At 71.8% G+C, this 25,471-nt stretch carries 25 protein-coding genes and 3 tRNA genes; 10 read left to right on the forward strand and 18 right to left on the reverse strand.

What is annotated here, in order from left to right:
* Window positions 1-4: 4 nt before the first annotated feature.
* A complete protein-coding gene (locus ACNYC2_RS21260) occupies window positions 5-580 on the reverse strand; it encodes a TetR/AcrR family transcriptional regulator (protein ID WP_419703704.1) in 576 nt (191 codons plus the stop codon).
* A gap of 87 nt (window positions 581-667) precedes the next feature.
* On the opposite strand from ACNYC2_RS21260, the gene ACNYC2_RS21265 reads away from it, so the two are divergent.
* The gene (locus tag ACNYC2_RS21265; protein ID WP_419703705.1) at window positions 668-1,669 is read left to right on the forward strand and encodes an alpha/beta fold hydrolase; all 1,002 of its coding nucleotides are present in this window, start codon (window positions 668-670) and stop codon (window positions 1,667-1,669) included.
* Here ACNYC2_RS21265 and ACNYC2_RS21270 read toward each other — a convergent pair.
* Window positions 1,666-2,898 carry a HupE/UreJ family protein gene (locus ACNYC2_RS21270; RefSeq protein ID WP_419703706.1) on the reverse strand — a complete coding sequence of 411 codons (1,233 nt, stop codon included), beginning with the start codon at window positions 2,896-2,898 and terminating at the stop codon, window positions 1,666-1,668. The genes ACNYC2_RS21265 and ACNYC2_RS21270 overlap by 4 nt on opposite strands.
* Before the next feature lie 14 nt (window positions 2,899-2,912).
* The gene (locus tag ACNYC2_RS21275) at window positions 2,913-6,422 is read right to left on the reverse strand and encodes a metallophosphoesterase (RefSeq protein WP_419703707.1); all 3,510 of its coding nucleotides are present in this window, start codon (window positions 6,420-6,422) and stop codon (window positions 2,913-2,915) included.
* A gap of 193 nt (window positions 6,423-6,615) precedes the next feature.
* Between ACNYC2_RS21275 and ACNYC2_RS21280 the strand changes: the two genes are divergently transcribed.
* Complete coding sequence (locus ACNYC2_RS21280) at window positions 6,616-6,927, forward strand: hypothetical protein (protein ID WP_419703708.1); 312 nt, start codon at window positions 6,616-6,618, stop codon at window positions 6,925-6,927.
* A gap of 48 nt (window positions 6,928-6,975) precedes the next feature.
* Here the strand turns inward: ACNYC2_RS21280 and ACNYC2_RS21285 are convergent.
* Both ACNYC2_RS21285 and ACNYC2_RS21290 read right to left on the reverse strand, forming a co-directional pair.
* Window positions 6,976-7,048: transfer RNA gene (locus tag ACNYC2_RS21285), tRNA-Lys, on the reverse strand.
* Window positions 7,049-7,154: 106 nt separating this feature from the next.
* A tRNA-Lys gene (locus ACNYC2_RS21290) sits at window positions 7,155-7,230 on the reverse strand.
* A 119-nt stretch (window positions 7,231-7,349) separates the two neighbouring features.
* Here ACNYC2_RS21290 and ACNYC2_RS21295 point away from each other — a divergent pair.
* Window positions 7,350-7,910, forward strand: coding sequence for a hypothetical protein (locus ACNYC2_RS21295; protein ID WP_419703709.1), 561 nt, complete (start codon window positions 7,350-7,352; stop codon window positions 7,908-7,910).
* A 1-nt stretch (window position 7,911) separates the two neighbouring features.
* Here ACNYC2_RS21295 and ACNYC2_RS21300 read toward each other — a convergent pair whose 3' ends face one another.
* Entirely contained in the window at window positions 7,912-8,208 is a 297-nt protein-coding gene (locus ACNYC2_RS21300) for a GroES family chaperonin (protein ID WP_357506008.1), read from the reverse strand.
* Window positions 8,209-8,357: 149 nt separating this feature from the next.
* On the opposite strand from ACNYC2_RS21300, the gene bcp reads away from it, so the two are divergent.
* The 4 genes from bcp (at window position 8,358) to ACNYC2_RS21320 (ending at window position 11,635) form a co-directional block, all read left to right on the forward strand.
* Entirely contained in the window at window positions 8,358-8,837 is a 480-nt protein-coding gene (gene bcp, locus ACNYC2_RS21305) for a thioredoxin-dependent thiol peroxidase (protein WP_419703710.1), read from the forward strand.
* Window positions 8,837-10,048: an acyl-CoA dehydrogenase family protein gene (locus ACNYC2_RS21310; protein ID WP_419703711.1), complete on the forward strand. Its 1,212-nt coding sequence runs from the start codon at window positions 8,837-8,839 to the stop codon at window positions 10,046-10,048. Before bcp ends, ACNYC2_RS21310 begins: the two co-directional genes overlap by 1 nt.
* 34 nt (window positions 10,049-10,082) lie before the next feature.
* Window positions 10,083-10,164 (forward strand) — tRNA-Leu (locus ACNYC2_RS21315).
* 64 nt (window positions 10,165-10,228) lie between these two features.
* Window positions 10,229-11,635: a hypothetical protein gene (locus ACNYC2_RS21320; protein WP_419703712.1), complete on the forward strand. Its 1,407-nt coding sequence runs from the start codon at window positions 10,229-10,231 to the stop codon at window positions 11,633-11,635.
* A 50-nt stretch (window positions 11,636-11,685) separates the two neighbouring features.
* Here ACNYC2_RS21320 and trxA read toward each other — a convergent pair whose 3' ends face one another.
* Entirely contained in the window at window positions 11,686-12,048 is a 363-nt protein-coding gene (gene trxA, locus ACNYC2_RS21325) for a thioredoxin (protein ID WP_357505960.1), read from the reverse strand.
* 157 nt (window positions 12,049-12,205) lie between these two features.
* On the opposite strand from trxA, the gene ACNYC2_RS21330 reads away from it, so the two are divergent.
* Window positions 12,206-12,775 carry an NUDIX hydrolase family protein gene (locus ACNYC2_RS21330; protein WP_116674092.1) on the forward strand — a complete coding sequence of 190 codons (570 nt, stop codon included), beginning with the start codon at window positions 12,206-12,208 and terminating at the stop codon, window positions 12,773-12,775.
* Here ACNYC2_RS21330 and ACNYC2_RS21335 read toward each other — a convergent pair.
* Complete coding sequence (locus ACNYC2_RS21335) at window positions 12,772-14,403, reverse strand: ABC-F family ATP-binding cassette domain-containing protein (protein ID WP_419703713.1); 1,632 nt, start codon at window positions 14,401-14,403, stop codon at window positions 12,772-12,774. The two genes, ACNYC2_RS21330 and ACNYC2_RS21335, sit on opposite strands and share 4 nt — an antisense overlap.
* Before the next feature lie 121 nt (window positions 14,404-14,524).
* On the opposite strand from ACNYC2_RS21335, the gene ACNYC2_RS21340 reads away from it, so the two are divergent.
* Window positions 14,525-15,730: a sulfotransferase family protein gene (locus ACNYC2_RS21340; protein WP_419703714.1), complete on the forward strand. Its 1,206-nt coding sequence runs from the start codon at window positions 14,525-14,527 to the stop codon at window positions 15,728-15,730.
* 53 nt (window positions 15,731-15,783) lie between these two features.
* On the opposite strand, the gene ACNYC2_RS21345 is transcribed toward ACNYC2_RS21340, so the two are convergent.
* Window positions 15,784-16,785: a trypsin-like serine peptidase gene (locus ACNYC2_RS21345; RefSeq protein WP_419703715.1), complete on the reverse strand. Its 1,002-nt coding sequence runs from the start codon at window positions 16,783-16,785 to the stop codon at window positions 15,784-15,786.
* 179 nt (window positions 16,786-16,964) lie between these two features.
* On the opposite strand from ACNYC2_RS21345, the gene ACNYC2_RS21350 reads away from it, so the two are divergent.
* Window positions 16,965-17,357 (forward strand): DUF3054 domain-containing protein, encoded by a 393-nt coding sequence (locus ACNYC2_RS21350; protein ID WP_419703716.1) that lies wholly within the window; start codon window positions 16,965-16,967, stop codon window positions 17,355-17,357.
* A 16-nt stretch (window positions 17,358-17,373) separates the two neighbouring features.
* Here the strand turns inward: ACNYC2_RS21350 and rdgB are convergent, their stop codons facing one another.
* The 9 genes from rdgB to ACNYC2_RS21395 form a co-directional block, all read right to left on the reverse strand.
* Window positions 17,374-18,042 carry an RdgB/HAM1 family non-canonical purine NTP pyrophosphatase gene (rdgB, locus tag ACNYC2_RS21355; protein ID WP_419703717.1) on the reverse strand — a complete coding sequence of 223 codons (669 nt, stop codon included), beginning with the start codon at window positions 18,040-18,042 and terminating at the stop codon, window positions 17,374-17,376.
* Window positions 18,043-18,076: 34 nt separating this feature from the next.
* Window positions 18,077-18,826: a ribonuclease PH gene (rph, locus tag ACNYC2_RS21360; protein ID WP_419703718.1), complete on the reverse strand. Its 750-nt coding sequence runs from the start codon at window positions 18,824-18,826 to the stop codon at window positions 18,077-18,079.
* A 30-nt stretch (window positions 18,827-18,856) separates the two neighbouring features.
* Window positions 18,857-19,684: an MBL fold metallo-hydrolase gene (locus ACNYC2_RS21365; protein WP_419703719.1), complete on the reverse strand. Its 828-nt coding sequence runs from the start codon at window positions 19,682-19,684 to the stop codon at window positions 18,857-18,859.
* Window positions 19,684-20,487 carry a glutamate racemase gene (murI, locus tag ACNYC2_RS21370; RefSeq protein WP_419703720.1) on the reverse strand — a complete coding sequence of 268 codons (804 nt, stop codon included), beginning with the start codon at window positions 20,485-20,487 and terminating at the stop codon, window positions 19,684-19,686. The genes ACNYC2_RS21365 and murI overlap by 1 nt, the downstream gene beginning before the upstream one ends.
* Before the next feature lie 101 nt (window positions 20,488-20,588).
* Entirely contained in the window at window positions 20,589-21,359 is a 771-nt protein-coding gene (locus ACNYC2_RS21375; protein ID WP_419703721.1) for a DUF2017 family protein, read from the reverse strand.
* Complete coding sequence (gene clpS / locus ACNYC2_RS21380) at window positions 21,356-21,664, reverse strand: ATP-dependent Clp protease adapter ClpS (protein WP_116674082.1); 309 nt, start codon at window positions 21,662-21,664, stop codon at window positions 21,356-21,358. The genes ACNYC2_RS21375 and clpS overlap by 4 nt, the downstream gene beginning before the upstream one ends.
* A gap of 127 nt (window positions 21,665-21,791) precedes the next feature.
* A complete protein-coding gene (locus tag ACNYC2_RS21385) occupies window positions 21,792-23,240 on the reverse strand; it encodes a nicotinate phosphoribosyltransferase (RefSeq protein WP_419703722.1) in 1,449 nt (482 codons plus the stop codon).
* A 91-nt stretch (window positions 23,241-23,331) separates the two neighbouring features.
* A complete protein-coding gene (locus tag ACNYC2_RS21390) occupies window positions 23,332-25,137 on the reverse strand; it encodes a DEAD/DEAH box helicase (protein WP_419703723.1) in 1,806 nt (601 codons plus the stop codon).
* Window positions 25,134-25,436 (reverse strand): DUF3039 domain-containing protein, encoded by a 303-nt coding sequence (locus ACNYC2_RS21395; protein WP_116674080.1) that lies wholly within the window; start codon window positions 25,434-25,436, stop codon window positions 25,134-25,136. The genes ACNYC2_RS21390 and ACNYC2_RS21395 overlap by 4 nt, the downstream gene beginning before the upstream one ends.
* Between the last annotated feature and the right edge of the window lie 35 nt (window positions 25,437-25,471).

The following is a 25,471-nucleotide window of genomic DNA, read 5'->3' on the forward strand; positions in this document are numbered from 1 at the left end:
ATGGTCAGATCCGGCCCACCTCGGACTCGAGCATCGCCACCGCCTCGGCCGGTTCGAGGTCCCTGACCAGGACCCGCAGGGTGAGGCCGTCGGCCAGGGCGAGCAGGCGCCTGGCTTGCCCCAGGGCGGCCTGGTCGGCGCCGTCGGCAGGCCCGCCGCGGTCGGCCCGGATCAGCCGCACGCACTCCCCCTCCGCCCCGCGCCGGGCCTCGGCCAGCACCTGGCGGACGGCGGAGTCGTTGATCGACTTCGCCACGTAGGCGTACCAGACGCTGACGCCCATCCGGCCGGCGTCGTCCCGCGGGATCTGCTGGCTCACCACGTGCAGCAGGCGCTCACGCGGGGCCGCTTCTGCGGTCTCCTGATAGCCGCCGTGCGCGCTCTGGACGAGCGCGGTGCAGCCGGCGAGGACGAGCGCCTCCTTGGTGCCGAAGTAGTGCTGGATCCGGCCCATCGAGACGTCCGCGGCCGCCGCGACGTGCCGCAGGCTGACGCCCTCGATCCCGTGCTCGGCGATCACCAGCCAGAGCGCGTAGACGATCTCCCAGCGACGTTCCTCGTGATCGACCACTTTCGGCATGTGCCCAGGGTAGCAATACGTTCGCATCGCAACCTGTTACGATGCGAACGTATTGCAAAAACACTGCACTCCGAGAGGACTCCTCCGATGCGCAAGAACCACACCGGACCCAAGCGCCGCCGGTGGCCGGTCGTGCTGCTGGCGATCCTGGCCGCGGTCTCCACGAGCGGCCTGATGCTGCTCCTCGCGACCAGCACCCCCGGCGTCGGCCATTTCCGCACGCCGGAAGCGCGCGAGGCCTACGAGGACGCCTACGCCGAGGCGCTCGGCCGCCTGCCCGAACCCACCGAGACACGGGACATCGAGACGACCTTCGGCACGGTGCGCGCCTACGCCTGGATCCCGGAAGGGCAGCCCGACGGCGTCCCCGTGGTCCTGCTGCCGGGACGGTCGTCCGCCGCGCCGATGTGGGGCGACAACCTGCCGCACTACATCGAGCACCGCACCGTGTACGCCTTCGACGTCATCGGTGACACGGGTATGTCCCAGCAGACCGTGCCGATGCGCGACGTCGGGGACGCGGCACGCTGGGTGGACGAGGCGATGGCGGGCCTCGGCCTCGACCGGGTACACCTGGTTGGCCACTCGCAGGGCGGCGGGCTCGCGGCCGCCGTCGCGGTGCGGTACCCGGACCGCCTCGCCAGCCTGACGCTGCTCGAGCCGGTCCTGACCCTGAGCGCGCTGCCGCTCTCGGTGGTGTTCGCGAGCATCCCGGTCTCACTGACGTTTCTGCCGGAGTCGTGGCGCGAGGCGGCCCTGAACCAGATCGGCGGGGTCGAGAACGAGGAGGTCGACCCCGACGACCCGCTCGCCCGGATGATCAGCGTCGGCGCCGAGGGCTACAGCTCGTCAGGGCTGCCCAACCCCGTCCAGCTGACCGATACCGAGCTGAAGAGCCTGACCATGCCGGTGTACGTCGGGATCGCGAGTGACTCCCCGCTGGCCGGCGGCGAGGCGGGGGCGGAGAAGGCGAGGCTGATCCCCGACGCCCAGGTCAAGATCTGGCCCGACACCACGCACTCCCTGCCGATGCAGGTGGCGCCGGCGCTGGACGCGGAGCTGGAGACGTTCTGGGCGGCCCATCCCTAGGCCAGGCGCTCCACCACCCAGTAGAGGGCCACCACCACGATGCCAGCGGTCGTCGAACCCAGCACCCAGCGGGCGGTTCGCGGGGCCCGGGCGCGCAGCAGCACCAGCAGCGGGAAGACGACTGCGATGATCCCGAGCTGTACCGCCTCGATGCCCACGTTGAACGACAGCAGCGACCACAGCAGGGTCCACGACCAGGCCGCATCGATGCCGAGCGCGCCCGCGAACCCGACGCCGTGCACCAGGCCGAAGGCGAACACCACGGGCAGCCGCCAGCGGTCCCAGCCGGTCAGCTCGTCCCGGGTCCCGGCCGGGGCCCGCCAGCGCAGGGCGTCCCGGACCGCGGCCGACGTCGTCCCACCGCCACCGGACGTGAACCCGGGCGCCACCCCGGACGCGAAACCCCGCCCCCGCCAGATCAGGTACAGGTCCACGGCCGCCACCACCGCGATCGACGCCGCTATCACCGGCTCCACCACGATCGCCGGCACGGAGACCACGCCGAGGGCCGCGAGCAGGAACGTCACCGAGTGCGCGACGGTGAACGCGGTGGCGGTCCACACGACGTCGCGCAGCCTGCGGGCACCGATCAGCAGCGCCAGCAGGAACAGCACGTGGTCGAGCCCGAACAGGAGGTGCTCGCCGCCCAGCACGAAGAACTCCCCCACCTGCTTGAGCAGCCGGTTCTCCCCCGTGGTGAGGGTGGGCGACGCCGCGGTCAGGACCGCCGAGCCCTCCTCCTCGTCCAGCTCGTACCGGATGATCGTCTCGGTCGAGTGCACGAACGACTCGGCGTCCGGGAACAGATTGCTGGAGACCTCGTGCACGCCCTCCGGCTCGCCGTCGCACGCGAACGTGTAGGTCAGCGAGGCGTAGGCCCGCTCCCCGCGCTCCACCACGTCGGCGGCGTCGAGCGCCGGTGCGCACGGCTCGCCGTCGTAGGTGACGGCGAACCGGTCGGTGACGTACCCGTCGACCTCCCGCTCGTGCTCGTCGAGCTGCGCGAGCTGGTCCGCCCGGCCGGTGGCCTCGTAGGCCTCGGCCCGCAGCCAGGCGGACTTCATGAGCAGGTCGTACTCGAGGTCGAGGACGGCGGTGACGTCCGCCGTCGGCCCGCCTCCAGCAGCGGACGTGACCTCCGCGTAGACGTCGCTCGTGGCGTCGTGCGCCCACGCGGCCGGCCCGACGGCGGGGCTGCTCACCACTGCGAGCAGCCCCGCCAGGGCCAAGGAGCGGCCGAACCTCAACGCCGTGCCGTGGTGAAGTAAGCCGGCGAAGCCGTCGTCGTCCCGCCCCCGGAGGTGCGGGCCGTGACGAACCAGGCGTAGGTGCGGTCCGGCTTGAGGCCGGTCCACCGGACCGAGGCGACCTCACCGGAGGACACGGTGTCGCTGCCGATCCGGTGCACCGGGTCGTACAGGACCACGGAGTCCGTCGTGAACGACGTCGTGCGGGAGGTCAGGTCGACCGGCAGCACCATGCTGTCCTCGAGGCCGTTGTACCGGTGCTCGGTGTCGTACTCGGTGGCGCCGAACTCGCCCAGCAGCGGCGAGTAGGTGTCGATGGACACCTCACCGCGGTCGACGTCGAACTGCAGCATCCGGAAGAAGGACGCGCCGAACTGGAGCTGGTCCGCCGGGTCGTACCCGCCGATCTGGGTGAGCCCCAGCTGGCCCGCGGTCACCGTGTAGAACTGGTAGTCCGCGAGCAGCTCGACCACGCCGCCGCCGATGTCGCCGACCACGGGCGGGCGCACGTTGGTGCCCACGCCGTGCCGGTGCCCGGCCAGCACCAGGAACACGTTCGGGTTGTCCTTGACGAGCAGGTTGTACAGCAGCGGCCCGTCCGACCCGCCGAAGTTCGCCCCGCGCCCGTCGGGCGACGTCGACGGCTCCAGGTAGTCGTGCGTGAGCAGGACGCCGTTGCGGTCGGAGTAGCGGTCGAAGATCGACGCCGCCCACTCGGCCTCGTCCCGCGTCACGCCGTAGGACAGGCCCACGACCACGAAGTCCAGGCCGCCGGCCGAGAACAGGTCGTAGTGGTTCTCGTTCGAGCCCGGCGTCATCGAGCCGCCGTACGTCGCGTCCTCCCAGTCCCCGGCGAGCGCCTCGTACCGGTCCGGCCCGAAGTGCTCGTCGAACAGCTCGGGGTCGGTGCCCGACTGGTTGTCGTGGTTACCTGCGACGACGCCGTTCGGGATGCCCGCCGCGTCGATCCGGCCCTGCGCCTCGGACGCGAACTCGAACTCGCCGGCCACCTGCTCCTCGAGCTCCGGCGGGATCGCCCGGATGTTGTTCTCGATGATGTCGCCGGTGTGCGCCACGTAGGCGATCTTGCGTTCGTCGGCGTTGTCGACGATCCAGTCCATGACGCCCGTGTAGCCCTTGGCCCAGACCGCGCGCTCCTCCGCGGTCTCCTGCTCGACGGCGCCCTCGGTCAGGTACTGCGTGTCCGTGTAGTGGACCATCGAGAAGTCGTACCCGGCCGGGTCGGCGAAGCCGTTCGGGTCCCCGGGGTCGATGTCGTCGGCGAAGGGGTCCTCGCCGGTGACCATCGCGTGCACCTTGCCGCGCAGCACGTAGTCGCCGGTCACGGTGCCTTCCAGCACGGTCGCCCCGTCGACGGCGCCGCGCGCAGAGGCCACGACGTCCCAGGCGCCGGTGTCCGGGTTCCAGGCCCGCAGGCTGACCAGGCGCGCCGGGTCGGCGGTGCCCTCCCAGCGCAGCACCGGCGCCTCGACGTGGCCGCGGACCGGCACGTCGAACCGCTGGTAGGTGACGTCGCCCGAGTCCGGCGAGGCCGCGGTCCGGCCGTCGCCCGGCTCCAGCGCCCGGGTGCTCAGCTTCTTCTCGCCCCGCACGCTCAGCGTGCTCGGGACTCCGGGAGCCTCGCCCTGCCAGGCCTGGCTCGGCGTGAGGATCTCGGCGCTGGAGAAGGTTGCGGTGACCCGGCCGTCGTCGGGCTCGGCCACGGTCGCGCGCAGGGTCGCGGTGCGCCCAACGTCCGACGTGCCGGACGCCGGTGCGACGGCGGCCGGCACGTCGGGGATCCCGGCGCTGACGAAGGGGATCTCGTGGGTGACCTCGTTGCCGAGACCGTCCGTCGCGGAGACCTCGATCGTGTGGCTGCCCGCGGCGAGGCCGGGTCCGACCGGGTCGCCCACGGCGATCTCCTCGCCGTCGAGCGTGATGTCGGGGCCCTGCACCACGCCGGAGGCGTCGTCCATCGAGACCGCGAGGTGCACGGCGGTGGTGAGCCGGTCGCCGTCGGCGGGCGTGGCGGAGACGAGGGCCGGGCCGGTGTTGTCCGTGAACAGGGCCCGGGTGGCGGTCTCGCCGGTGGTCGAGGTGGCGGCGAGCTCGTGCTCGCCGTCGGGCAGCGTGGTCGTGTCGACGTCGGCGCGCAGGCCGCGCGCGGGGGCGTCCACGGCGAAGGTGACCGTGACCTCGCGCAGGGCGGTGCCGCTGGAGCCGCAGGTGCCGTCGCCCATCGAGTAGGAGGGCTTCAGCCCGACGCCGGCGGCGGTGCCCGCCGCGGGGGTCAGCGCGAGGTTCGAGATGGTGAAGTCGTCGCGGTTGCAGTCGCCGGCGAAGGTGCCGGTGACCACCTTGACGGTGTTGTCGCCGGGCCGGAGCCACTCGTTCGGGACGACGACGTCCGCGCGCTGGCTCGCGTAGGAGCCGCCCAGCGGCATCTCGATCCCGTTGACGACCAGCAGGTTCGCGGCGTTGCCGTCCACGGCGTTCGACCCGACGTTGAACGAGAACGCCGCGTCGCCGGAGCCGAGCGTCGCCGTGGCCTCGGCCGCCTCGCCGTCGACGGTGAGCTCGGTGGTGGCGCCCTCGCCGTCCGCCGGACGGGCGCCGATGGCGGTGACCGTGCCGTTGGCGAGGGTGCCGTCGGTCGGGGTGAGGCGCGGGGCGCCGACGGGCGCGTTGTTCACGCGGACCTGGTGCGCCGTCGTGTCGCCGTCCGCCGTGCGTGCCTCGATGGTGTGCTCGCCGTTCGTGAGCGTCGTCGTGTCGAGGTCGGCGCTGAGCCCCGTGGTCCCCTGCGGGTCGCCCTGCAGGAAGAACGACAGCTCGGCGCGCAGCAGGAGGCTCGTGTTGGTGCCGCAGCTGCCGTCGCCGAACGCGTAGGTGTACTCGTTCTCCTCGCCGTCGGCGGTCTCGCCGAGCGGCTCGAGCGTGAAGTCGGAGAGCACGAAGTCGTCGTGGTTCACGCCGCAGTCGGTGCCGATCGTGCCCGCGACCACCTCGACGGTGTTCTCGCCGGTCACGAGGTACTCGTTGGGGATCTCCAGCTCGACGCGCCTGCTCACGGCGTCCGGCAGGTAGATCGGCTCGGAGCCGTTCACCGACACGTAGTTCTTGTAGCGCGCCTCGGTCGAGTTCGTCGCCACGTTGTAGCCGAGGACCGAGGTACCGAGCGTCTCGGTGGCACCCGGCACGTCGACGCCGTCGACGGTGAGGCGTTCGACGTCGTCACCAGGCGCGACAGGTTCGGCCGCGACCGGGACGGTCCCCTCGAGGAACTTGCCCTCGTCGGGCGTGAGGACGGGCCCGCCTGCCGCCGGTTCCGCCGGCTCGTGCGGCGCCGTCGCGGCACTACCGACCGCAGTGCTGCCGGTCTCCGCGGGGGCGGCGGACGACGACGTCGCGGCCCATCCCGTCATGGCGAGCGTGGCCGCCGTGACCGCCGCGACGAGACCGGCCTGCTGCCGACCTCGCTCTTTCCTGGTGACTGGCCGCATGGCCGTCCTCCCTGTGGTCCGTGAAAGGTGGACGGCCCTGAGCACGCCCGGAGGTCAACCTGGACCGGGTGGGTGAACAGAACGGGTGCGGGAGGCAACAACCGGACAAATTGTCCGTTGGGCCGGGTGAAGCCGCAGGTCAGCGACCGCGCAGCACCCGGGTGAACTTGCCGTCAGGTCCTAGGCTCTGGACATGGCGAATCCTGGCGACCAGATCCAGCTCTGCTGCTTCCTGTGGGCGCACCCCGGTCAGGAGGCGGCGCTGACCGCCTACGAGGACCGGGTGCTGGAGCTGCTGCCCGAGCACGGCGGCGCGGTGGTCCAGCGCGCGATGTCCGACGGCGCCGAGGGCCGGCCGCACGAGGTCCAGCTCTACCGGTTCGCCGGGCAGGCCGGCCTGGACTCCTACCTCGCCGATCCCCGGCGCACGGCGCTGGCGGAGGAGCGGGACCGGGTGGTGGCGCGCACGGAGGTGTTCCCCGTCGAGCTGCAGCCGGGCGCCTGAGCGGGAATGACGAAGGCCCCCACCGTGGTGGGGGCCTTCGACCTGCTGTGCGCCATCATGGACTCGAACCATGAACCCGCTGATTAAGAGTCAGCTGCTCTGCCAATTGAGCTAATGGCGCCTGCGACGGAAAGATTACCAGGGCTTGAGCCCTCTGGCGCACCATTACCTCCGCCTCGCGACAACCCTCGCAGACACCCCCGTGAGGGGCCTGCTGGACCGCCGTCTGGTGCGCCATCATGGACTCGAACCATGAACCCGCTGATTAAGAGTCAGCTGCTCTGCCAATTGAGCTAATGGCGCCTGCGACGGGAAGAAACACTACCAGGACCTGCGCCGTCACCGGAAACCGAACGGACAGCTCGCCGCTGTGAACTGCGTGACAGCGGGGTACCGCCGACCGCCGCTACGCTCCGGGCACCATGACCGTCACCGACAGCAGCGCGGGCACCCCGACCGAGGCCGCGGCACAGTTCGAGCAGGCCGTCCTCCTGCGGCGCGTGCGCGCCTGGCTGATCGTGTTCATCGTCGGCCTCGTGCTGAGCGGGGTCACGGCGTTCCCGTTGACGACGGAGGTCCGCTGGGGCCACGAGCTCCTCGTCGCGTGGGGCGTGGAGAACTGGCTGCCGAGCCTCGTGGAGTGGTTCGCCCGTGTCCGCGAGGGGCTGGAGGCCACCGCCGCCGACTACCCGTTCATCGCGTACGGCACGGACTGGCTTGCGTTCGCGCACCTGGTCATCGCCGTTGCGTTCTGGGGCCCGTTGCGCGACCCGGTCCGCAACATCTGGATCATCGACTTCGGGCTGATCGCCTGCGCGGGGATCATCCCGCTGGCCCTGATCGCCGGACCGATCCGGGACATCCCGTGGGGCTGGAGCCTCATCGACATGTCGTTCGGCGTCTTCGGCGCGATCCCGCTGCTGCTCGTGCGCCGCATGATCAAGCGTCTGGAGCTGCTGCAGGCCGACGTCCGACCCGCCTGACCTACAGGTAGAGCCCCGTCGAGCCGTCCGCCTCGTCCCGTTCGGCGACGCCGTGCACGTCGCGCTCGCGCAAAAGCACGTAGTCGCGGCCGGCCAGGTCCACCTCGGCGCGCTCCTCGGGGTCGTAGAGGACGCGGTCCCCGACGTCGACCTGGCGCACGTGCTCGCCCTTGGCCACGACGGTCGCCCACGCGAGCCGCTTGGGCCCGACGGCGGTCGCCGGGATCACGAGGCCGCCCGTCGAGTGCCGCTCCGCCGAGTCCGTCTCCGGCTCGACCAGGAGCCGATCGTGCAGCATGCGGATCGGGAGGGTGCCTGGCTTCGTAGCGGCGTTCGTCACAGCGGGGGTGCTCACAGGACAACGCTACGCGACCGGCGGACGAGGTTGTCCACAGGGTCCCGCCGGGCGGACCGCCGTCGGCCCGCGAGGCGGCTAACGTTACGGGCATGACCACACGTCTCGAGACCGGGGACAAGGCTCCCGACTTCACGCTCCCGACCGCCGACGGCTCCACCGTCAGCCTCGCCGAGCTGGCGCAGAACACGTCCAAGGGCGTCATCGTGTACTTCTACCCGGCCGCCGCGACGCCGGGCTGCACCAAGGAGGCGTGCGACTTCCGCGACTCCGAGGCGTCGCTGCTGGGCGCGGGCTACGCCGTCGTGGGCATCTCCCCCGACAAGGTCGCCAAGCTGGCGAAGTTCGCCGACGCCGAGGCGCTCACCTTCCCGCTCGCGTCCGACGAGGACCACGCGACGCTGGAGGCGTACGGCGCCTGGGGCGAGAAGCAGAACTACGGCAAGACGTACGTCGGCGTCATCCGCTCCACCTTCGTGGTGAACCCGGACCTCACGGTCGCCGAGTCCTTCTACAACGTGAAGGCGACAGGCCACGTGGCCCGGATCCGCAAGGTCCTCGGGCTCGACTGATGGGCTCCCCCGCCGACCTGCTCGACATCGACTCGGAGCTGAGCGACGCCGAGCTGGCCACGCGCGACCGGGTCCGCGAGTTCGTGGACCGGCGCGTCCGGCCGGACATCGCCCGCTGGTTCGCCGACGCGCACTTCCCGCAGGAGCTGGTACCCGAGCTGGGCGAGCTCGGCCTGCTCGGCATGCACCTGGACGGGTACGGCTGCGCCGGCCGCTCCGCCGTCGAGTACGGGCTGGCCGCGCAGGAGCTCGAGGCCGGCGACTCCGGCATCCGCACCTTCGTGTCGGTGCAGGGCTCGCTGGCGATGTCGGCGATCCACAAGCACGGCTCCGAGGCACAGAAGCAGCGGTGGCTCCCCCGCATGGCGACGGGTGAGGTCGTGGGCTGCTTCGGGCTCACCGAGCCGGGTGCGGGCTCCGACCCCGCGAGCATGACGACGCGCGCCCGGTTCGTGCCGGGCAGCGAGGGCGGCGACGCCGGCGGTGAGTGGGTGCTGGACGGCGCCAAGCGGTGGATCGGCATGGCCTCGTTCGCGGACATCGCGATCATCTGGGCCAAGGTCGCCGAGCCGGTCGAGGGCGGCGGCGAACGGGACCGCGTCCGCGGGTTCATCGTGCCGACGTCGACCCCGGGTTTCGCGGCGGTGCCCATCGAGCCGAAGCTGTCGATGCGCGCGTCCGTGCAGTGCGACATCACGCTGGAGGGCGTCCGCGTGCCCGCGGACGCCCTGCTCCCGGAGCACCCCGGCCTGGCGGGGCCGTTCGCCTGCCTGGACGAGGCGCGCTACGGCATCGTGTGGGGCACCGTCGGTGCCGCGCGGGACGCGTTCGAGGCCGCGCTGGCCTACGCCAAGGGGCGCAAGCAGTTCGGCACGCCGATCGCGGGCTTCCAGCTCACGCAGGCCAAGCTCGTGGACATGGCGCTGGAGATCACCAAGGCGCAGCTCATGGCGCTGCGGCTCGGCCGGCTCAAGGACGCCGGACGGCTGGAGGGGCACATGATCTCGGCGGGCAAGCTCAACAACGCGCGCATCGCCATCAACATCTGCCGCGAGGCGCGCACCGTGCTGGGCGGCAACGGGATCACGCTGGACCACTCGCCGATGCGGCACGCCAGCAACCTGGAGTCGGTGCGCACGTACGAGGGCACCGACGAGGTCCACACGCTCGTGCTCGGACGACACATCACGGGACTGGCCGCGTTCCGCTGACCTGCACGCTCACTACCCGTAGACTGTGCGCCGCGCGCGAGTGGCGTAATTGGCAGCCGCGCCAGGTTTAGGTCCTGGTGTCTTCGGACGTGCGGGTTCGAGTCCCGCCTCGCGCACCGGATGAAGGGCCCGGCCGCTGGCCGGGCCCTTTCTCGTGCTCATGGATAAACTGCCCGCGCCATGACGACACAACCACGTGCAGCAGACCAACCGCACTGGCGGGTGTACCCGGTAGGACTCGCAGGCAACGTCGTGAACGCGGCGATCAACGCGCTCGCCCCCTTCCTCCTCGGTATCGGGGCGGCCTTCGTGCTCCTCCTGGCCGTCGCGATGGTGGGTGAGGAGGCGCTGGCCTACGAGCCCGCCGTGAGCGGCGCGCTCGACCAGCTCGCGCGGGCCGCCATGGTGCCGGTGCTCGTCCTCGCGCTGGGCGCGGGCGTCCTGACCACCGTCCTGCTCGCGCTGCGCGAGGTGATCACCTCCAAGGCCGTCGCCCGGGCATCCGGCGAGGGCGCGCTCCGGACGGCCGTGCCGCACCCGAGCCAGGTCGACCTGGTGACGGCCCAGCCCCCGTTCTTCGCGTTCCTCGTCATGGCCGTCCTGGTGGCGGGGATCGGCCTGCTGATGTCCGTGATCGCGGCCTTCACCGTCAACGGCCATGAGCTGCCGATCCTCTGGGGCTTCCTCGTGGCCACGGGGGTCGGCGGTGTGTTCGTGCTGGTCGCGCTCGCGGGCCGCTCCGCGCACCACCGGCGTCGCCTGACGATCGCGGCGCACTGGACACCCGCCGACGAGCAGGCCGCCTGGCGACGCGCGGCCCCCGCGCGGTCTACGGCCGACGACGAGACCGCGCTCCCGCCCGACCTCCGGCGCCGGCAGCGAAGGGCCACCTGGTTCGAGTACGTCGGCATCGTGTGCTTCGCGCTCGGGTTCAGCCTCATGCAGCTCTGGCTGTTCGTCACCCACCCGTTCCGCTCCATGACCGACGCCGGTCCGCGCGTGGGCTACGGCGACGGCGTCGAGGTGGTGCTCGTCGCCGGCGTCTGGGTCTTCGCGGCCCTCATGGTCGCGGCCGTCGCGCTCCTGGTCGTGGGGTTCTTCGCCGACTCGGACGTGCAGCGGCGGGAGCAGGAGATCCTGCGCGCGGCGCTGGACGACCCCGCGGCTACACGCCCGCCACGGGTGCTGCTGCGCAAGTACGCCAACCATCAGCCGGTGATCTTCGTGCAGGCCCTGGCGCTGCTGGCCGCACTAGGCGCCGTGCTCGGCTGGGGGGTGTACAGCCTCGGCACCGGAAGGATGGAGGACGTCGCGACGCTCTACGGTGAGGCGGACGAGACGTTCGGCGGCTTCGTGCCGCAGGCGCTGGTCACGCTCGCGATCTCGGCCGCGCTCGTCCTCGTCGCCGTCGTGTGGGACGTCGCCGCCTCCGCCCGCGGCTACGAGCTGCGGAGCCGGGTGGTGGAGCGCTGGCCCATCAAGCCCGCACCACGGATGGTCGGCGAGGACGGCAAGAAGCGGCCGGACCCGGCGTCGGTGGGCCCGTCGCTGACACCGAAGCCCGAGCGACAGACCGCGCGGCGGTGACGAACGACGGCCGCCCCCGGGCACGGGGACGGCCGTCGCTGCGGTTCGCGTCAGTTCTGCTGCGCCGCGAGGTCCTTCTTCACGACCTCCATGTCGAGGCCGCGGACGGCCTCCACCACCTCGGCGAGTCCCTTGGCGGGCAGCGCGCCCGCCTGGCGGAACACCAGCACTCCGTCGCGGAACGCCATGAGCGTGGGGATGGACGTCACCTGCGCGGCCGACGAGATGCCGGGGTTCGCGTCGGTGTCGATCTTCGCGTGCACGATGTCGTCGTTCTTCTCCGAGGACGCCTCGAAGACGGGGCCGAACATCTTGCACGGCGGGCACCAGTCGGCCCAGAAGTCCACGAGGACTATCCCGTTGTCGCTGACTGTCTTCTCGAACGTGGCATCGGTGATGTCGACGGTTGCCATGTCGCGTTTCCTCTCGTTGTACGTCTCCCTGGTGCAGCACAGTTTCGCCCTCAGCTATTCCGGGAACAGCGCCTCAGTGAGCGGCGCGACACCACTGCACCGGTCCGGACGGCGCGGGGGTAAGGCACCGCGAGGCGTGAACTGGTAGAACGGACCCGTGACGGACACTGCCGACTACCCCCAGGACGATTTCTACCGCGACCCCTCCCAGGCCTCGGGATGGCTGACGGACGAGGACCTCGCGGTCGTGCGGGCACAGCTCCCGCTCATCTACATCGACGCGATCCCGGTCCGGGTCGACGACTCGGGTGACGTCGTCGCCGTCGGCCTGCTGCTGCGCGTGAACACGCAGGGTGTGATGACGCGGGCCCTGGTCTCCGGCCGCGTCATGTACCACGAGCGGGTCCGCGACGCGCTGCTGCGGCACATCGAGAAGGACCTCGGGCCCGTCGCGCTGCCGCAGGTCCCGCCGTCGCCGCAGCCGTTCACCGTCGCCGAGTACTTCCCGACGCCTGGCATCACCGCGTTCCACGACCCGCGCCAGCACGCGGTGTCGCTCGCGTACGTGGTGCCGGTGACGGGCGACTGCCGCCCCCAGCAGAACTCCCTGGACCTCGCCTGGCTGACGCCGGAGGAGGCGTGCGCCGACGACGTGCAGGCCGAGATGATGAACGGCCAGGGCATGCTGATCAAGCAGGCGATGGCCCACGTGGGCCGGCTGCCCTAGCTCAGGTCCAGGACCGGCCAGTCCTCCAGGTCCGCGCGCATGCGGCGGTCGTGCGTCGCGACCACGACGGCGCACGGCGTGACCTGGAGCGCCCGGGTCAGCTCGTCGACGAGGTCGATCGACAGGTGGTTCGTCGGTTCGTCCAGGAGCAGCAGGTGCGGCGCGTGCAGCAGCGCCCGCGCCAGCTCGAACCGGCGGCGCTGCCCGGCGGACAGCTCGGCGAGCGGCCGGTCCAGGTCCTCCTCGCTGAGCAGGCCGAGCCCGGCGACGGGCACCACGTGGTCCGGGTCGAGCTCGCCCGAGGCGAGCAGCCGCAGCGCCTCGTCGGCATAGGTCTCGAACCCGGTCCGCAGGCGCGCCTTGCCGGTGATGGGCGCGCTCTCCTGACCGACGACGCCGATGCGCGCCCCCGCCGCGATCGTCCGGGTCCCCCGGTCCAGCTCCAGCGTCCCGGCCAGCGCGCCGAGCAGCGTCGACTTGCCGGTCCCGTTCGGCCCCACGATGAGCAGCCGGCCCGACGGCGGGATCGCTATCCGCGTGCCCGGCAGGTCCACGCGGGCACCGCCGTCGTCCCCCACGCGCGGCGAACGCACCTCCACCACGGGGTGGCTGGGGTCCCAGCCCGGCGACATCGCCGGAAGGTCCGGGAACCCGAGCTCCACCGGCGGCACCGGAACCTCGATGGCCTCGGCCTCGAGCTTCTGGACGAGCCGGTCGGCGGCCTTGACGTGGATCCGGGCGCGCGTCGCGCGGCGGTGCCCCTGCGAACCCTTGGGCGGGCGCCACGCGTCGGACAGGCCCTCGTAGGCGTCGTCCAGCTTCTCCGCGAGCGCCGCGGCCCGCTTGCGCTCGGCGCGGTAGCGCTGCCGCCAGCGGTGCAGCGCCTGGTTCTTGGCGAACCGGTAGGCGAGGTAGCCCGGCTGCCCGTACAGCACGGGCTTGCCGTCCCAGGACGGGTCGAGGTCGAGGATCGCCGTGGCGACGTCGTCGAGCAGCTCGCGGTCGTGGGTGACGAGCACGACGCCGCCGCGCCACGCGACGAGCTCGCCCGTGAGGAACTCGATGGCGGAGTCGTCGAGGTGGTTCGTGGGCTCGTCGAGCAGGAGCAGGTCGGAGCGCTCGGCGAGACGGCAGGCGAGGCGGACGCGGAACCGCTCGCCCACGCTGAGCTCGTCGAGACGCCGCCCGGGGTCGCGCGGCGCACCCAGCCGGGTGAGCGCCACCTCCACGCGCCGGTCGGCGTCCCAGACCGCGAGGTGCTCGGCGAGCGAGAGGGTGCGTTCGAGCACCGCGAGGTCGCCCGAACCGTGGTCGAACGCGGCGGCTGCGGCCTCCAGCTCGGCGGCCGCCGTCCGCAGGCCGTCGAGCGTGCCCTCGACCAGGTCGCCGATGGTCTGGCCGGGCGTCGGGTGCAGCTCCTGCTCGACGAGGGCGACCGAACCGTGCCGCCGGACCTCGCCCGATTTCGGCTTCAGGTCACCGGCGAGCAGGTGCAGGAACGTGGACTTGCCGGAACCGTTCTCGCCCACGACGCCGAGCCGCGTGCCGTCGTTCACGGTGCAGCTCACACCGGCCAGCACGTCCCGCCCCGGGTACGCGAAGGCAAGATCCTGGGCGACGAGGTGCATCCGCCAAGCCTACGGGCCCTTCCGCGCTCGGTGGACCTGGCTCTTTCCTTTACGGGCAAAAGCGCGCTACGGGATGATATGTACCGCAGTTCTTCGTGCGAGCGCCCGACCTTGGAGACATATGCCCGAGACCCCGCCTGCACTTCGCCTGACCAACCTGCTCCTCGCGCCCGGTACCCGCACGCGCAAGGACCCGGACGCCGTGTTCGACCGGATGATCGCGCGGGCGTCGCGCGACCGCACACCGCTGAGCGACGAGTACGCGGCCGATCTCGAGCATCTCCGGCTGGTCCTGTGCGCCTTCGCGCGCTTCCCCGGCCTGAGCCCGCTCGGGTGGATGGCGGGGCAGGCGCTGGTGGAGTCCCGCATCCGGAACCGTGCGGTGGTCGGCGACCTGCGCACCCGGCATCCCCGGATCGCCGACGAGCCGGTGGAGGCTCCGGTGTTCGTGGTCGGCATGCCCCGGACGGGCACCACCCTCACGTACAACGTCCTGTCCAGGTCGCCCGCGCACCGCGGACCCAAGCTCTGGGAGATGACGCACCTCGGCCTGGCCGTCGACGCCGCGACGGAGGCCGCGCTGGTCCGGCGCACCCGGAGGAAGTACGCGATGGTGTCGCGGCTGAGCACCACGTGGAACACCATCCACCCGCTCTTCGCGGAGGCCGAGGAGGAGGACACGTTCATCAGGGCCCACTCGGAGCTGCACTCGTCAGCCGTACCCGCGCCGGAGTACGTCGAACGCCTGCAGACCTTCGACCACCGGCCGGACTACCGGTTCCTGCGCGACACGCTTCAGGTGCTCTCCTACCAGCGGCCCACGCGCCGCTGGGTGCTGAAGCACCCGGCGAACCTGTTCCACATGTCGGCGATCCACGACGTGTTCCCCGATGCCCGGTTCATCTGGACCCACCGGGCCCCCGAGGTCGCCCTCGCCTCGCTGTGCTCCCTGGCCGAGTCCGCGGAGCGGCTGCACAGGCGGCCGGACGCCGTCGACCTGGCCGAGACCGGCAGGTCGTGGCTGGCGATCATGTCGCGCGGGGTGTCCCGTGCTCTGGCCCAGCGCGCCGCCCTGGGGTCCGACGTCGTGCACGACCTGCCGTACGAAAGCCTCACCAACGACCCGCGTGCGGCGCTGCCGGAGCTGTTCGAACAGCTCGGCGCGCAGTGGGGCGCCGCCGACGAGACGAACCTGGCCGCCGCCCTCGAGGCACCGAAGCGGCGAGCGCCGCACCGGTACGACCTCGAGCGGTTCGGGCTGGACCAGGATCAGGTGCATGCGGCGTTCGCCGACTACCTGGACCTGCTCCCGGCCCTGACGCGCTGAGACCGCTGGTCGAGCCTGTCGGTCTCGACAGGCTCGACCAGCGGTCTCCCTGATCAGCTGCTTGCCGCGGTGCTGTACAGCGACTGGGCGACGGTGCCCAGGTACGGGCCGAACATGTAGCTGCGCAGCCGGCCACCGTTGTACTTGAAGGAGTTCACCGAGTTGAGCGTGCCCAGGCCGGTCGACTCGTTGTAGCTCGTGAACCACGGGCCGCCGGACGAGCCGCCGGTCATGTTGCAGTTCAGGCCCTGGTCGGCGCTGCCGCCGTAGGTGTCCTGCACGACGGTGCCGTGGCACCAGGCGATGTCCGAGCCGTCGTACGGGCTGGCGGCCGGGTAGCCGAACGAGTACATGTACTGGCCGCGCGACTGGTTGAAGCCGATGGACTGCCCGCCCACGACGTCGGTCAGGTGCGCGCCGTTGACGGTGTTCACGATCGCGAAGGCGAAGTCGTAGTCGAAGTCGCCGCTGTCACGCCACTGGGTGGTCGTGATGAGCTGGCGGGCGGTGAAGGTGCCGTACGGCCGGGCGCCGTCGTCGTAGCCGGGGACGAACGCCCAGTTCGTGGCGTAGGCGCCGGGGCCCTCGTTGAGGCAGTGCCCGGCGGTGAGCACGACGTCCTTGTTCCCGGAGGTCACGGCGCTGCCCGAGCAGACGTAGTTCGTCCCACCGAGCGTGAAGAAGACCTTGCCCGTGGTGTCACGGACCTCGCCACCGCCCGAGTAGTACCCGCCCGTGAAGTCGGCGACCGCGGTAGGCGCGGCCTGGCGGACGACCGTCGGCTTGCCCACGGCCACCGCGTCACCCGCGGAGGACTTGTCCTTGCCGGCGACGAGGACGTCCGCCGGCACGGCGTTGCGCATCCGCTTCGGGGTCCAGTAGTCGACGACCTTGTCGTGGGCCGCCCGGGTGGTCGCCGCGTCGTGGACAGCAACGCTGCCGGTGGTGTCGCTCGGCTGGGCCACTGCCGGCGCGGCCGACGTGAGGGCGGCGCTCCCACCAAGTGCCAGAGCTGCCAGACCCGCAAGGAGATTGCGGGAGAGGTTGCTTCGCATGCCTGCCTCCTAGATCACACGTTCCGCCACATGGCGGGCGGAGTGATCCTGAAGCCTGGACGATTCGAGCACAAGGGTTATATATGTCGGACATGTAAACTTTTAACCCGGGTGAATCGTCCTTCGGCGTGGACCACCGGGATGCGGGCGCGCACGCGTCCCCGGACTACTCTCGACGCGTGAGCACCACCGCCCCCCGTACCGTGCCCGTCTGGCCCGCCGCAGTGGCCGACGCCGTCGCCGTCCTCGCCTTCACGTCCATCGGTATCGCGTCGCACGACGGGTCGCTGGTCGCCGCCTTCGGGCGCGTGGTGTGGCCGTTCGCCCTGGCCGCCGCACTCGGCTGGGCAGTGACCCGCGCCTGGCAGGACCCGACCCGCATCTGGCCGACGGGCGTGCTGATCTGGTTCATGACGGTGCTCGGCGGGCTGCTGCTGCGCGGCGTCTCGGGTCAGGGTCTCGCCTGGTCGTTCGCGCTGGTCACGGCGGTCTTCCTGGCGATCACCATGCTCGGCTGGCGCGCGCTGGTGACGGCGCTGCGCCGCGCCCAGGCGGCGAACGCCTCGAAGTGACCATGCACTTGCCGAGCTACGCGCCCAGGACCTCGAGGACCACCGGGGCCAGCGCGCGGAACGCCTTGCCCCGGTGCGAGATCGCGTTCTTCTCCTCCGGCTCCAGCTCCGCCGCGGTCCGACGGCGGCCGCCGTCCGCGCTCGCGTCCCCCGGCGCCGCCTCGTCCGGGACGAGGATCGGGTCGTAGCCGAACCCGTTGGTCCCACGCGGCGCGGTCGCCAGCAGGCCGCGCATCTCGCCGATGCGGACCTCCTCACGCCCGTCGGGCGTGACCAGCGCCGCGGCGCACACGAACCCCGCCTGACGGTGCTCCGGGCGCACGTCCCCCAGCTGGCCGAGCAGCAGGTCGAGGTTGGCCTGGTCGTCACCGTGCTTGCCCGCCCAGCGGGCCGAGAAGATCCCCGGCGCGCCACCCAGCACGTCCACGGCCAGCCCTGAGTCGTCGGCGACGGCGGGCAGCCCGGTCGCCGCGCAGACCGCCCGCGCCTTGATGAGCGCGTTCTCGGCGAACGTCACGCCGTCCTCGACCGGCTCCGGCGCGCCGACCTCGCCCGAGGTGACCAGAGCGCCGTCCGACAGGTCGAGGCCGGACGCGGAGAGGATCGCCCGCAGCTCCCCCACCTTCTTGGCGTTGTGGGTCGCGAGGACGATCCGGGCGGCGGGCGGCACTGTCGAGGAGCTCATGCCCCGATCATGCCAGCCGCCGCCCGGCCCGCGGTCAGAGCTCCTGCGCGAGCGCGTCCTGCTGGATCTTGGCGAGCTCGGCGGTGCCACCCACCGCGAGGTCGAGCAGCGCGTCGAGCTCGGCGCGGTCGAACGGCGCGTGCTCGGCGGTGCCCTGCACCTCGATGAACTTGCCACCGCCCGTGACGACCACGTTCATGTCGGTCTCCGCGCGGACGTCCTCGACGTACGGCAGGTCGAGCATCGGCGTTCCGTCGATGATGCCGACCGACACCGCGGAGACCGTGTCGGAGAGCACCTGCTTGCCGCCCTTGACGTGCCCGTGCCTGCGGCCCCACTCGATGGCGTCGACGAGCGCGACGTAGGCGCCGGTGATCGCCGCGGTGCGGGTCCCGCCGTCGGCCTGCAGCACGTCGCAGTCCAGCACGATGGAGTTCTCGCCGAGCGCGCTCATGTCGACGACGGCGCGCAGCGACCGGCCGATGAGCCGCGAGATCTCGTGCGTGCGGCCGCCGATCTTGCCCTTCACGGACTCGCGCGGGCTGCGCTCGTTGGTGGCGCGCGGCAGCATCGCGTACTCGGCCGTGACCCAGCCCTCGCCGGAGCCCTTGCGCCAGCGCGGCACGCCCTCCGTGAAGGAGGCGACGCACAGCACGCGGGTCCGCCCGAACTCCACGAGGACCGACCCCTCGGCCTCGTCGAGCCATCCCCTGGTGATCTTCACGGGGCGGAGCTGGTCGGTGGCGCGCCCGTCGGCGCGGACGATGTCGGTGCTTGAGGTCATGCCCCAACCCTAGCTACCGGTCCCGCCCCGTCAGACCTCGTAGACCGTGCCCGGCTCCGCGATGTCCACCGGGCCCGCGTACGAGCCGCGCGCCTCCGCGAGCGAGTCCGCGGGGTCGTTCCAGACCGGCAGGTGCGTCAGCAGCAGACGGCGAGCCCCTGCCTCGGTCGCCACCTCGCCCGCGCGGCGGCCGGTCAGGTGGATGCCGCGCTCGACGACGTCGTCGCGCCCCTCGAGGAACGCGGCCTCGCTGAGCAGCAGGTCGACGTCGCGCGCGAGCTCGACCACCGACGGGCACGCGTCGGTGTCCCCCGTGTACGCCAGCGTCGTCGTGCCGCCCGACGCCGACGGGCCCGTCACGCGCACGCCGTACGTCTCGACCGGGTGGAAGACCCGGTGCGGCTCGATGGTCAGCGGCCCGATCTCGACCCGCTTGAGGTCGGCCCAGGACCGGAAGTCGAAGTCGTTCTCCATCGACTCGCCCTCGCTCAGCCCGTACGACAGCGCGACGTGCCGTTCCATCGTCGACGGTCCGAAGACCGGCAGCGGCTCATCCTTGCGACCCGTGCGCAGCGAGCCGTGCTCGGGGTGGTACCGCAGGTACACGTAGAGGCCCGAGAGGTCGGCGCAGTGGTCGGGGTGCAGGTGCGAGATGGAGACCGCGTCGAGGTCCATGGGGTCCATGAACCGCTGCAGAGCGCCGAACGCGCCGTTGCCCAGGTCGAGCAGCACGTTCCAGTCGCGCGCCTCGTGGCCCGCGGCCGCCGCCTCCGCGGCGGTGACCCGCACGAGGTACGACGACGCAGGGGTCGCCGGTCCCGGGAACGAACCGGAGACACCGAGAGGGATCAGGCGCATCAGACGGCCTCCACGAGTGAGACCTCAGGGCCGAGGAACCGGCTGGCGAGCTGCCCGAAGGGCGCCGGGTCGCCGGTGGTCAGGAACCGGTGCACGGGCGCGCCCGCGTCCGGCGCGCGCTCGAGGTCGTGCGCGACGAGGGTGCGGTACACGTCCTTGGCGGTCTCGTCGGCGCTGGAGACCAGCGTGACCTCCTCACCCATGACGTACGAGATGGCGCCCGCGAGGAGCGGGTAGTGCGTGCAGCCGAGGACGAGCGTGTCGACGCCCGCGGCCTTCACCGGGTCGAGGTACTGGTGCGCGAACTTCTGCACCTCCGGGCCCGACGTGCGGCCCTCCTCGACGAAGCGCACGAACTCCGGGCAGGCCTGGCTCGTGATGGTCAGGCCGGGCGTGACGTGGAACGCGTCGTCGTACGCACGCGACTGGATGGTGGTGAGCGTGCCGATGACGCCGATCCGGCCCGACCGCGTGGTCGTCACGGCGGCGCGGGCCGCCGGCAGGATGACCTCGACCACGGGGATGCCGTGCCGCTGGGTGTACCGCTCGCGGGCGTCGCGCATCATGGCCGACGACGCCGTGTTGCACGCGATGACCAGCATCTTCACGCCGGCGGCCACGAGCCGGTCCATGGCGTCGAGCGCCATCGCGCGGACGGCGGCGATGGGCTTGGGGCCGTAGGGGCTGTTCGCGGTGTCGCCGAGGTACCGGACCTGCTCGTTGGGGAGCTGGTCCAGGATGGCGCGCGCGACCGTGAGGCCGCCGAGGCCGGAGTCGAAGATCCCGATGGGCGCGTCGTTCACGGGGTGAAGCCTAGCCACGACAACGCGTCGTCACCGGTGCTCGTGAGCCGCGCCACGCGTGACGCGTGACACGTTCCGGCAGGTCAGCGCATCAGTCTCGGTCACAGCCCTGCGGCACCCGAACCCGGTGGACGCCGCCCCCGCAGCTCGCTGAGCATCACGTCCATGAGGGTCTCCTGCGCGTAGCCCGCGGCGACGAACACCCCGGACCAGAAGCGCCGGGCCGCACGGCCGTCCGTCGCCACCGGGATCTCCCGACCGGCCTGCCGGTCCCACATGATCTCGTCGGTGAGCTGCATGACCTGCTCGTCGGACTTCAGCCCGAGCCGCTCGGCGATCACGAGGCGCACGTCGGTGAGCGCCCCCGCGAACTGCTCGGCGTCCTCGCGCGGCACCCGCACCGGCGGCGGGGCGCCGTGCCTGCCCAGCGGGGAGGGCGCGTCCTCGCCGGTCGGCATGTCGAGCAGCGCGGCGAACGCCTCGAGCCGGTCCACCTTCGCCTGGGCGACGTCGTTCTGGGTCAGCCGGCGGAACTCGTCGGCGATGTCCGAGTCGTCCTTGCTCGCGTCCGGCAGCAGCCGCCGTGCGGCGGGATCGGTCGGGATCCGGCCCACCCCGGTGACCCCGGTGAGCCGGGCCAGGTCGGCGTCGGTCAGCTCGTCCGGGGCGAGCAGGCCGTTGGCCCACGCCTGCCCCTTGCCCGGGCCTGCGTGCGCCGAGAGGCCGGGTATGTCGTCGTCGGGGAACAGGTCCAGGCCCGCCTCCTCGCGGAGCATGTCCGCGACATCGCGCGCGACCCGGGCCAGGACGACCCGCTCCACCGGCTCGAACCTGGCCTCGTAGCCCCGCCGCATGGCGCGGAACGGTGTCATGCGGCTCCCCGCGCGCCCGACTCCTGCAGCGTCGCCCACAGGCCGAACCCGTGCATCGCCTGCACGTCCACCTCCATGCGCTCGCGCCCACCGCTCGACACGACTGCGCGACCGTTCTTGTGCACCTGAGTCATGAGCCGTTCTGCCTTGACGCGCGGGTACCCGAAGTAGCTCTCGAAGACGTACGTCACGTACGACATCAGGTTCACCGGGTCGTTCCAGACGATGGTCACCCACGGGTCCGCGACCCCCGCGAGGATGTCCGTCTCGGTGTCCTCCTCGACGGCCGTCCCGGCTGACCCCATGGGCGATAGCAGCGGCGGTGGGGAAGAAGTCACAGGTCTCACTCTAGGCGGTTTCGTCCCTCGGCCGAACACTCCTGTACAAGATTTTCGCGAAGTTGTCGCCTGGCTGTGACCTCGCGCCTCGCGCTCAGTAGCGGAGGTCGTCCAGACGCAGGTCGACCGTCGGGATCGCGGGGTCGCCGTCGGACAGCCGGCGCGCGCTGCGGGGCAGCTCGGCACGCACCATGCCGTGGTTGATGGCGGCGTTCGAGACCCCGTACGGCCCCACCCAGCGTGAGTCGACGGCGCCGTCGACGACCATCGGGGCGAGCAGCGGTCGGAGGTCGTCGCTCTGCGGCGTCCACTCGGCCACCGCCGTGTCCGGGCCGGTCACCATGATCTCCTCGATGGCGTGCCCGTCGCGGCCGTAGCGCCGGGCGGCGGCCTTGCGCCCGCCCACCGACGCCTTGTTCGCCGACGCCTTGGCCACGGGCTGGAGGACGCCCGACGAGTCGGCGCGCGCCACGAGCTTGTAGACCATGCCGCAGGTCGGCGCGCCGGACCCGGTGACGACCGACGTCCCGACGCCGTACACGTCAACGGGCGCGGAGGCCAGGGACGCGATCGCGTACTCGTCGAGGTCGGACGTGACGACGATCTTCGTGTCGCGGGCGCCGAGCTCGTCGAGCTGCCGGCGCACCTCCTGTGCCAGACCGCTGAGGTCGCCGGAGTCGAGGCGCACGGCGCCCAGCCCGGTGCCCGCCACCTCGACGGCGGTCGCCACGCCCTGCTTCACGTCGTACGTGTCGACCAGCAGGGTCGTCCCGGGGCCCAGCGACGCGACCTGCGAGGCGAACGCGTCCCGCTCGGTGTCGTGCAGCAGCGTGAAGGAGTGCGCGGCGGTGCCGATGGTGTCCAGCCCGTACCGCATGCCGGCCTCGAGGTTGGATGTGCCAGCGAAACCGCCGATCACGGCGGCCCGTGCGGCGGCGACGGACGCCTGCTCGTTCGCGCGGCGCGAGCCCATCTCCAGCACCGGACGCCCGCCCGCCGCGCTCGTCATGCGCGACGCCGCCGACGCCACGGCCGAGTCGTAGTTCAGGATCGACAGGATCAGGGTCTCCAGCAGCACCGACTCGGCGAACGTGCCCTCGACCTGCAGCACGGGCGAGCCGGGGAAGAACACCTCACCCTCGGCGTAACCCTGGATGGTGCCGGAGAAGCGGTAGCTCGCGAGGTAGTCGAGCGTCCGGCGGTCGACTATGCCGTTCTGCTCGAGGTACGCCAGCTCGGCGTCCTCGAAGACGAAGTGTGGCAGCGCTTCCAGAACGCGGCCGGTCCCCGCCAGGACGCCGTAGCGGCGGCCTGCGGGAAGGCGTCGCGTGAACACCTCGAACACGCAGTGCCGGTGCGCGGTGCCGTCCGCGAGCGCCGCCTGGAGCATGGTCAGCTCGTAGCGGTCGGTCAGGAGCGCGACCGACGGACGTACCGCCGGCAAGGGTGCTGCGGGCAGCGGCCGAGGCTCTTCGACACCGTTGTCGAAGGCAGGCCACGAGTCTGTGAGCGAGGCGCCGATGCCCCGAAGCTCGTCGGTCATGCACTCACGGTAGGCCAGCGAACCCATCTGGGCGGCGCGAACAGGGCCAAGGCGGCATCTTGTCTCACCATGCGGATCGTGGCGCTCCCCACTACTTCTGTCCGACGAACCAGCGCCGGACCTGGGCCACGCGCGCGGCGAGCTGGTCGGCGGTCGCGAGCGGGACCTCCGGCCCTCCGCACGTGCGGCGCAGCTCGGCGTGCACCATGCCGTGCGGCTGCCCGCTGCGCTTGGCCCAGGCCGAGACGAGCTTGGACAGCTCCTTGCGCAGCTCGATCGCGCGGCGGTGCTCCTGCTCCGACCGCTCGTTCTCCGCCTGGCGGGCGGTCGGCGCACCCCCGCGGGCCTTGAGGTGGTCCGCCTGGCGCTGACGCAGCAGGGTCGCCACCTGGTCCGGCTCCAGGAGCCCGGGCAGGCCGAGGAAGTCCTGCTCCTCCGCGGAGCCGAGGTCGGCGCTGGTGCCGAACTCACCGCCGTCGAACAGGACCCGGTCGAACGAGGCCTGGGCCTCCAGCGCCTGGAACGAGCCCAGCAGCTCGCTCGACGCCTTCTCCTCCTTGTTGGCCTCCGCGACGAGCGCGGCCTCCGGGTCGTACTCGATGCCCTGTTCCTCGGCGGTACGCGGACGGTCGAGCGCGTGGTCGCGCTCCTGCTCCATGGTGCCCGCCAGGTTCAGCAGCGGCGCCACGCTCGGCAGGAAGATCGATGCGGTCTCGCCGCGCTTGCGGGCGCGCACGAACCGGCCGATCGCCTGCGCGAAGTACAGCGGCGTCGAGGCACTGGTGGCGTACACGCCGACGGCGAGGCGGGGCACGTCCACGCCCTCCGACACCATGCGCACGGCCACCATCCAGCGGTCGTCGCCCTGCGCGAACTCCTCGATGCGCCCGGACGCGCCCTCGTCGTCGGACAGGACGACGACCGGGCGCTTGCCGGTGATCTCGTGCAGGTGCTTCGCGTAGGCGCGCGCGTTGTCCTGGTCGGTGGCGATGACCAGGCCACCGGCGTCGGGCACGGTGCGGCGCACCTCGGTGAGGCGCTTCTCCGCGGCCGCGAGCACGGATGGGATCCACTGGCCCTCCGGGTCCAGGGCCGTACGCCACGCCTGGCCGGTCATGTCCTTGGTCATGGCCTCGCCGAGCCGGGCGCTGACCTCGTCGCCCATCTTGGTGCGCCAGCGCATGTCGCCCGCGTAGGACATGAACAGGACCGGCCGGACGACGTGGTCGCGCAGCGCCTCGCCGTAGCCGTAGGTGTAGTCGGCCTTCGAGCGGCGGATGCCCTCGCGGTCGGCCTCGTACTCCACGAACGGGATCGCGGACGTGTCGCTGCGGAACGGGGTGCCGGTGAGCGCCAGCCGGCGGTCCGCCACCTCGAAGGCCTCGCGGACGGCGTCGCCCCAGCTCAGGGCGTCACCGCCGTGGTGGACCTCGTCCAGGATCACGAGCGTGGGCGCGGCCTCCGTGCGGGCACGGTGCAGCGCCGGCTTGGCCGCCACCTGGGCGTAGGTGAGGGCCACGCCGTCGTAGTGCGAGCCGTGCCGGCCCTGCGAGTTCTTGAAGTGCGGGTCGATGCGGATGCCGACGCGTGCGGCGGCGTCGGCCCACTGGGTCTTCAGGTGCTCGGTGGGTGCGACGACCGTCACCCGCCGGACGATGCCCTGCTCGAGGAGCTCGGTGGCGATGCGGAGCGCGAACGTCGTCTTGCCCGCGCCAGGCGTGGCGACGGCCAGGAAGTCCCGCGGGTTCTTCTCGCGGTAGAGCTCCAGGGCCTCCGCCTGCCAGGCGCGCAGACTCGACGCCGTACCCCAGGGGGCGCGGCGTGGAAAGGCAGGGCTGAGCGACGAGGCGGCCGCAGACGACGGTGTGTGGGGCAGCTGCTGCGGCTGGGTCGTCACTTGGTGGAGTCGCCCTCGCCGCCGTCCTGCGGGTCACGAAGACCCTCGTAGATCTCCTTGCACTTGGGACAGACCGGGAACTTGCCCGGATCCCGGCCCGGAACCCACACCTTGCCGCAGAGCGCGATCACTGGCTTGCCGCTCAGAGCGGACTGCATGATCTTCTCCTTGCGCACATAGTGCGCAAAGCGCTCGTGGTCCCCGGGTTCGGTCTCCTCCCGGGTCTCCTCGCGCTCGAGGACGCTCGTACCGCCCTGCGTGCGGGGGTCGTCCTGCGGGTTCGAGAGTGGTTCGGTCATGCCGAGAAGTCTACGCGGGACCACCCACAGCCACT

The organism is Promicromonospora sp. NFX87 (assembly GCF_048564965.1).
Taxonomy (GTDB): domain Bacteria; phylum Actinomycetota; class Actinomycetes; order Actinomycetales; family Cellulomonadaceae; genus Promicromonospora.

Coding starts and splice junctions, on each gene's coding strand:
- ACNYC2_RS21260 (WP_419703704.1), bottom strand. CDS start 580: ATGCCGAAAGTGGTCGATCACGAGGAACGTCGCTGGGAGATCGTCTAC.
- ACNYC2_RS21365 (WP_419703719.1), bottom strand. CDS start 19,684: ATGCGCCTGATCCCTCTCGGTGTCTCCGGTTCGTTCCCGGGACCGGCG.
- clpS (WP_116674082.1), bottom strand. CDS start 21,664: ATGGGGTCAGCCGGGACGGCCGTCGAGGAGGACACCGAGACGGACATC.
- ACNYC2_RS21310 (WP_419703711.1), top strand. CDS start 8,837: ATGGGCTCCCCCGCCGACCTGCTCGACATCGACTCGGAGCTGAGCGAC.
- ACNYC2_RS21280 (WP_419703708.1), top strand. CDS start 6,616: ATGGCGAATCCTGGCGACCAGATCCAGCTCTGCTGCTTCCTGTGGGCG.
- ACNYC2_RS21320 (WP_419703712.1), top strand. CDS start 10,229: ATGACGACACAACCACGTGCAGCAGACCAACCGCACTGGCGGGTGTAC.
- rdgB (WP_419703717.1), bottom strand. CDS start 18,042: ATGAGCTCCTCGACAGTGCCGCCCGCCGCCCGGATCGTCCTCGCGACC.
- bcp (WP_419703710.1), top strand. CDS start 8,358: ATGACCACACGTCTCGAGACCGGGGACAAGGCTCCCGACTTCACGCTC.
- ACNYC2_RS21265 (WP_419703705.1), top strand. CDS start 668: ATGCGCAAGAACCACACCGGACCCAAGCGCCGCCGGTGGCCGGTCGTG.
- trxA (WP_357505960.1), bottom strand. CDS start 12,048: ATGGCAACCGTCGACATCACCGATGCCACGTTCGAGAAGACAGTCAGC.
- ACNYC2_RS21395 (WP_116674080.1), bottom strand. CDS start 25,436: ATGACCGAACCACTCTCGAACCCGCAGGACGACCCCCGCACGCAGGGC.
- ACNYC2_RS21345 (WP_419703715.1), bottom strand. CDS start 16,785: ATGCGAAGCAACCTCTCCCGCAATCTCCTTGCGGGTCTGGCAGCTCTG.
- ACNYC2_RS21340 (WP_419703714.1), top strand. CDS start 14,525: ATGCCCGAGACCCCGCCTGCACTTCGCCTGACCAACCTGCTCCTCGCG.
- ACNYC2_RS21385 (WP_419703722.1), bottom strand. CDS start 23,240: ATGACCGACGAGCTTCGGGGCATCGGCGCCTCGCTCACAGACTCGTGG.
- ACNYC2_RS21375 (WP_419703721.1), bottom strand. CDS start 21,359: ATGACACCGTTCCGCGCCATGCGGCGGGGCTACGAGGCCAGGTTCGAG.
- ACNYC2_RS21295 (WP_419703709.1), top strand. CDS start 7,350: ATGACCGTCACCGACAGCAGCGCGGGCACCCCGACCGAGGCCGCGGCA.
- ACNYC2_RS21335 (WP_419703713.1), bottom strand. CDS start 14,403: ATGCACCTCGTCGCCCAGGATCTTGCCTTCGCGTACCCGGGGCGGGAC.
- rph (WP_419703718.1), bottom strand. CDS start 18,826: ATGACCTCAAGCACCGACATCGTCCGCGCCGACGGGCGCGCCACCGAC.
- ACNYC2_RS21275 (WP_419703707.1), bottom strand. CDS start 6,422: ATGCGGCCAGTCACCAGGAAAGAGCGAGGTCGGCAGCAGGCCGGTCTC.
- ACNYC2_RS21300 (WP_357506008.1), bottom strand. CDS start 8,208: ATGCTGCACGATCGGCTCCTGGTCGAGCCGGAGACGGACTCGGCGGAG.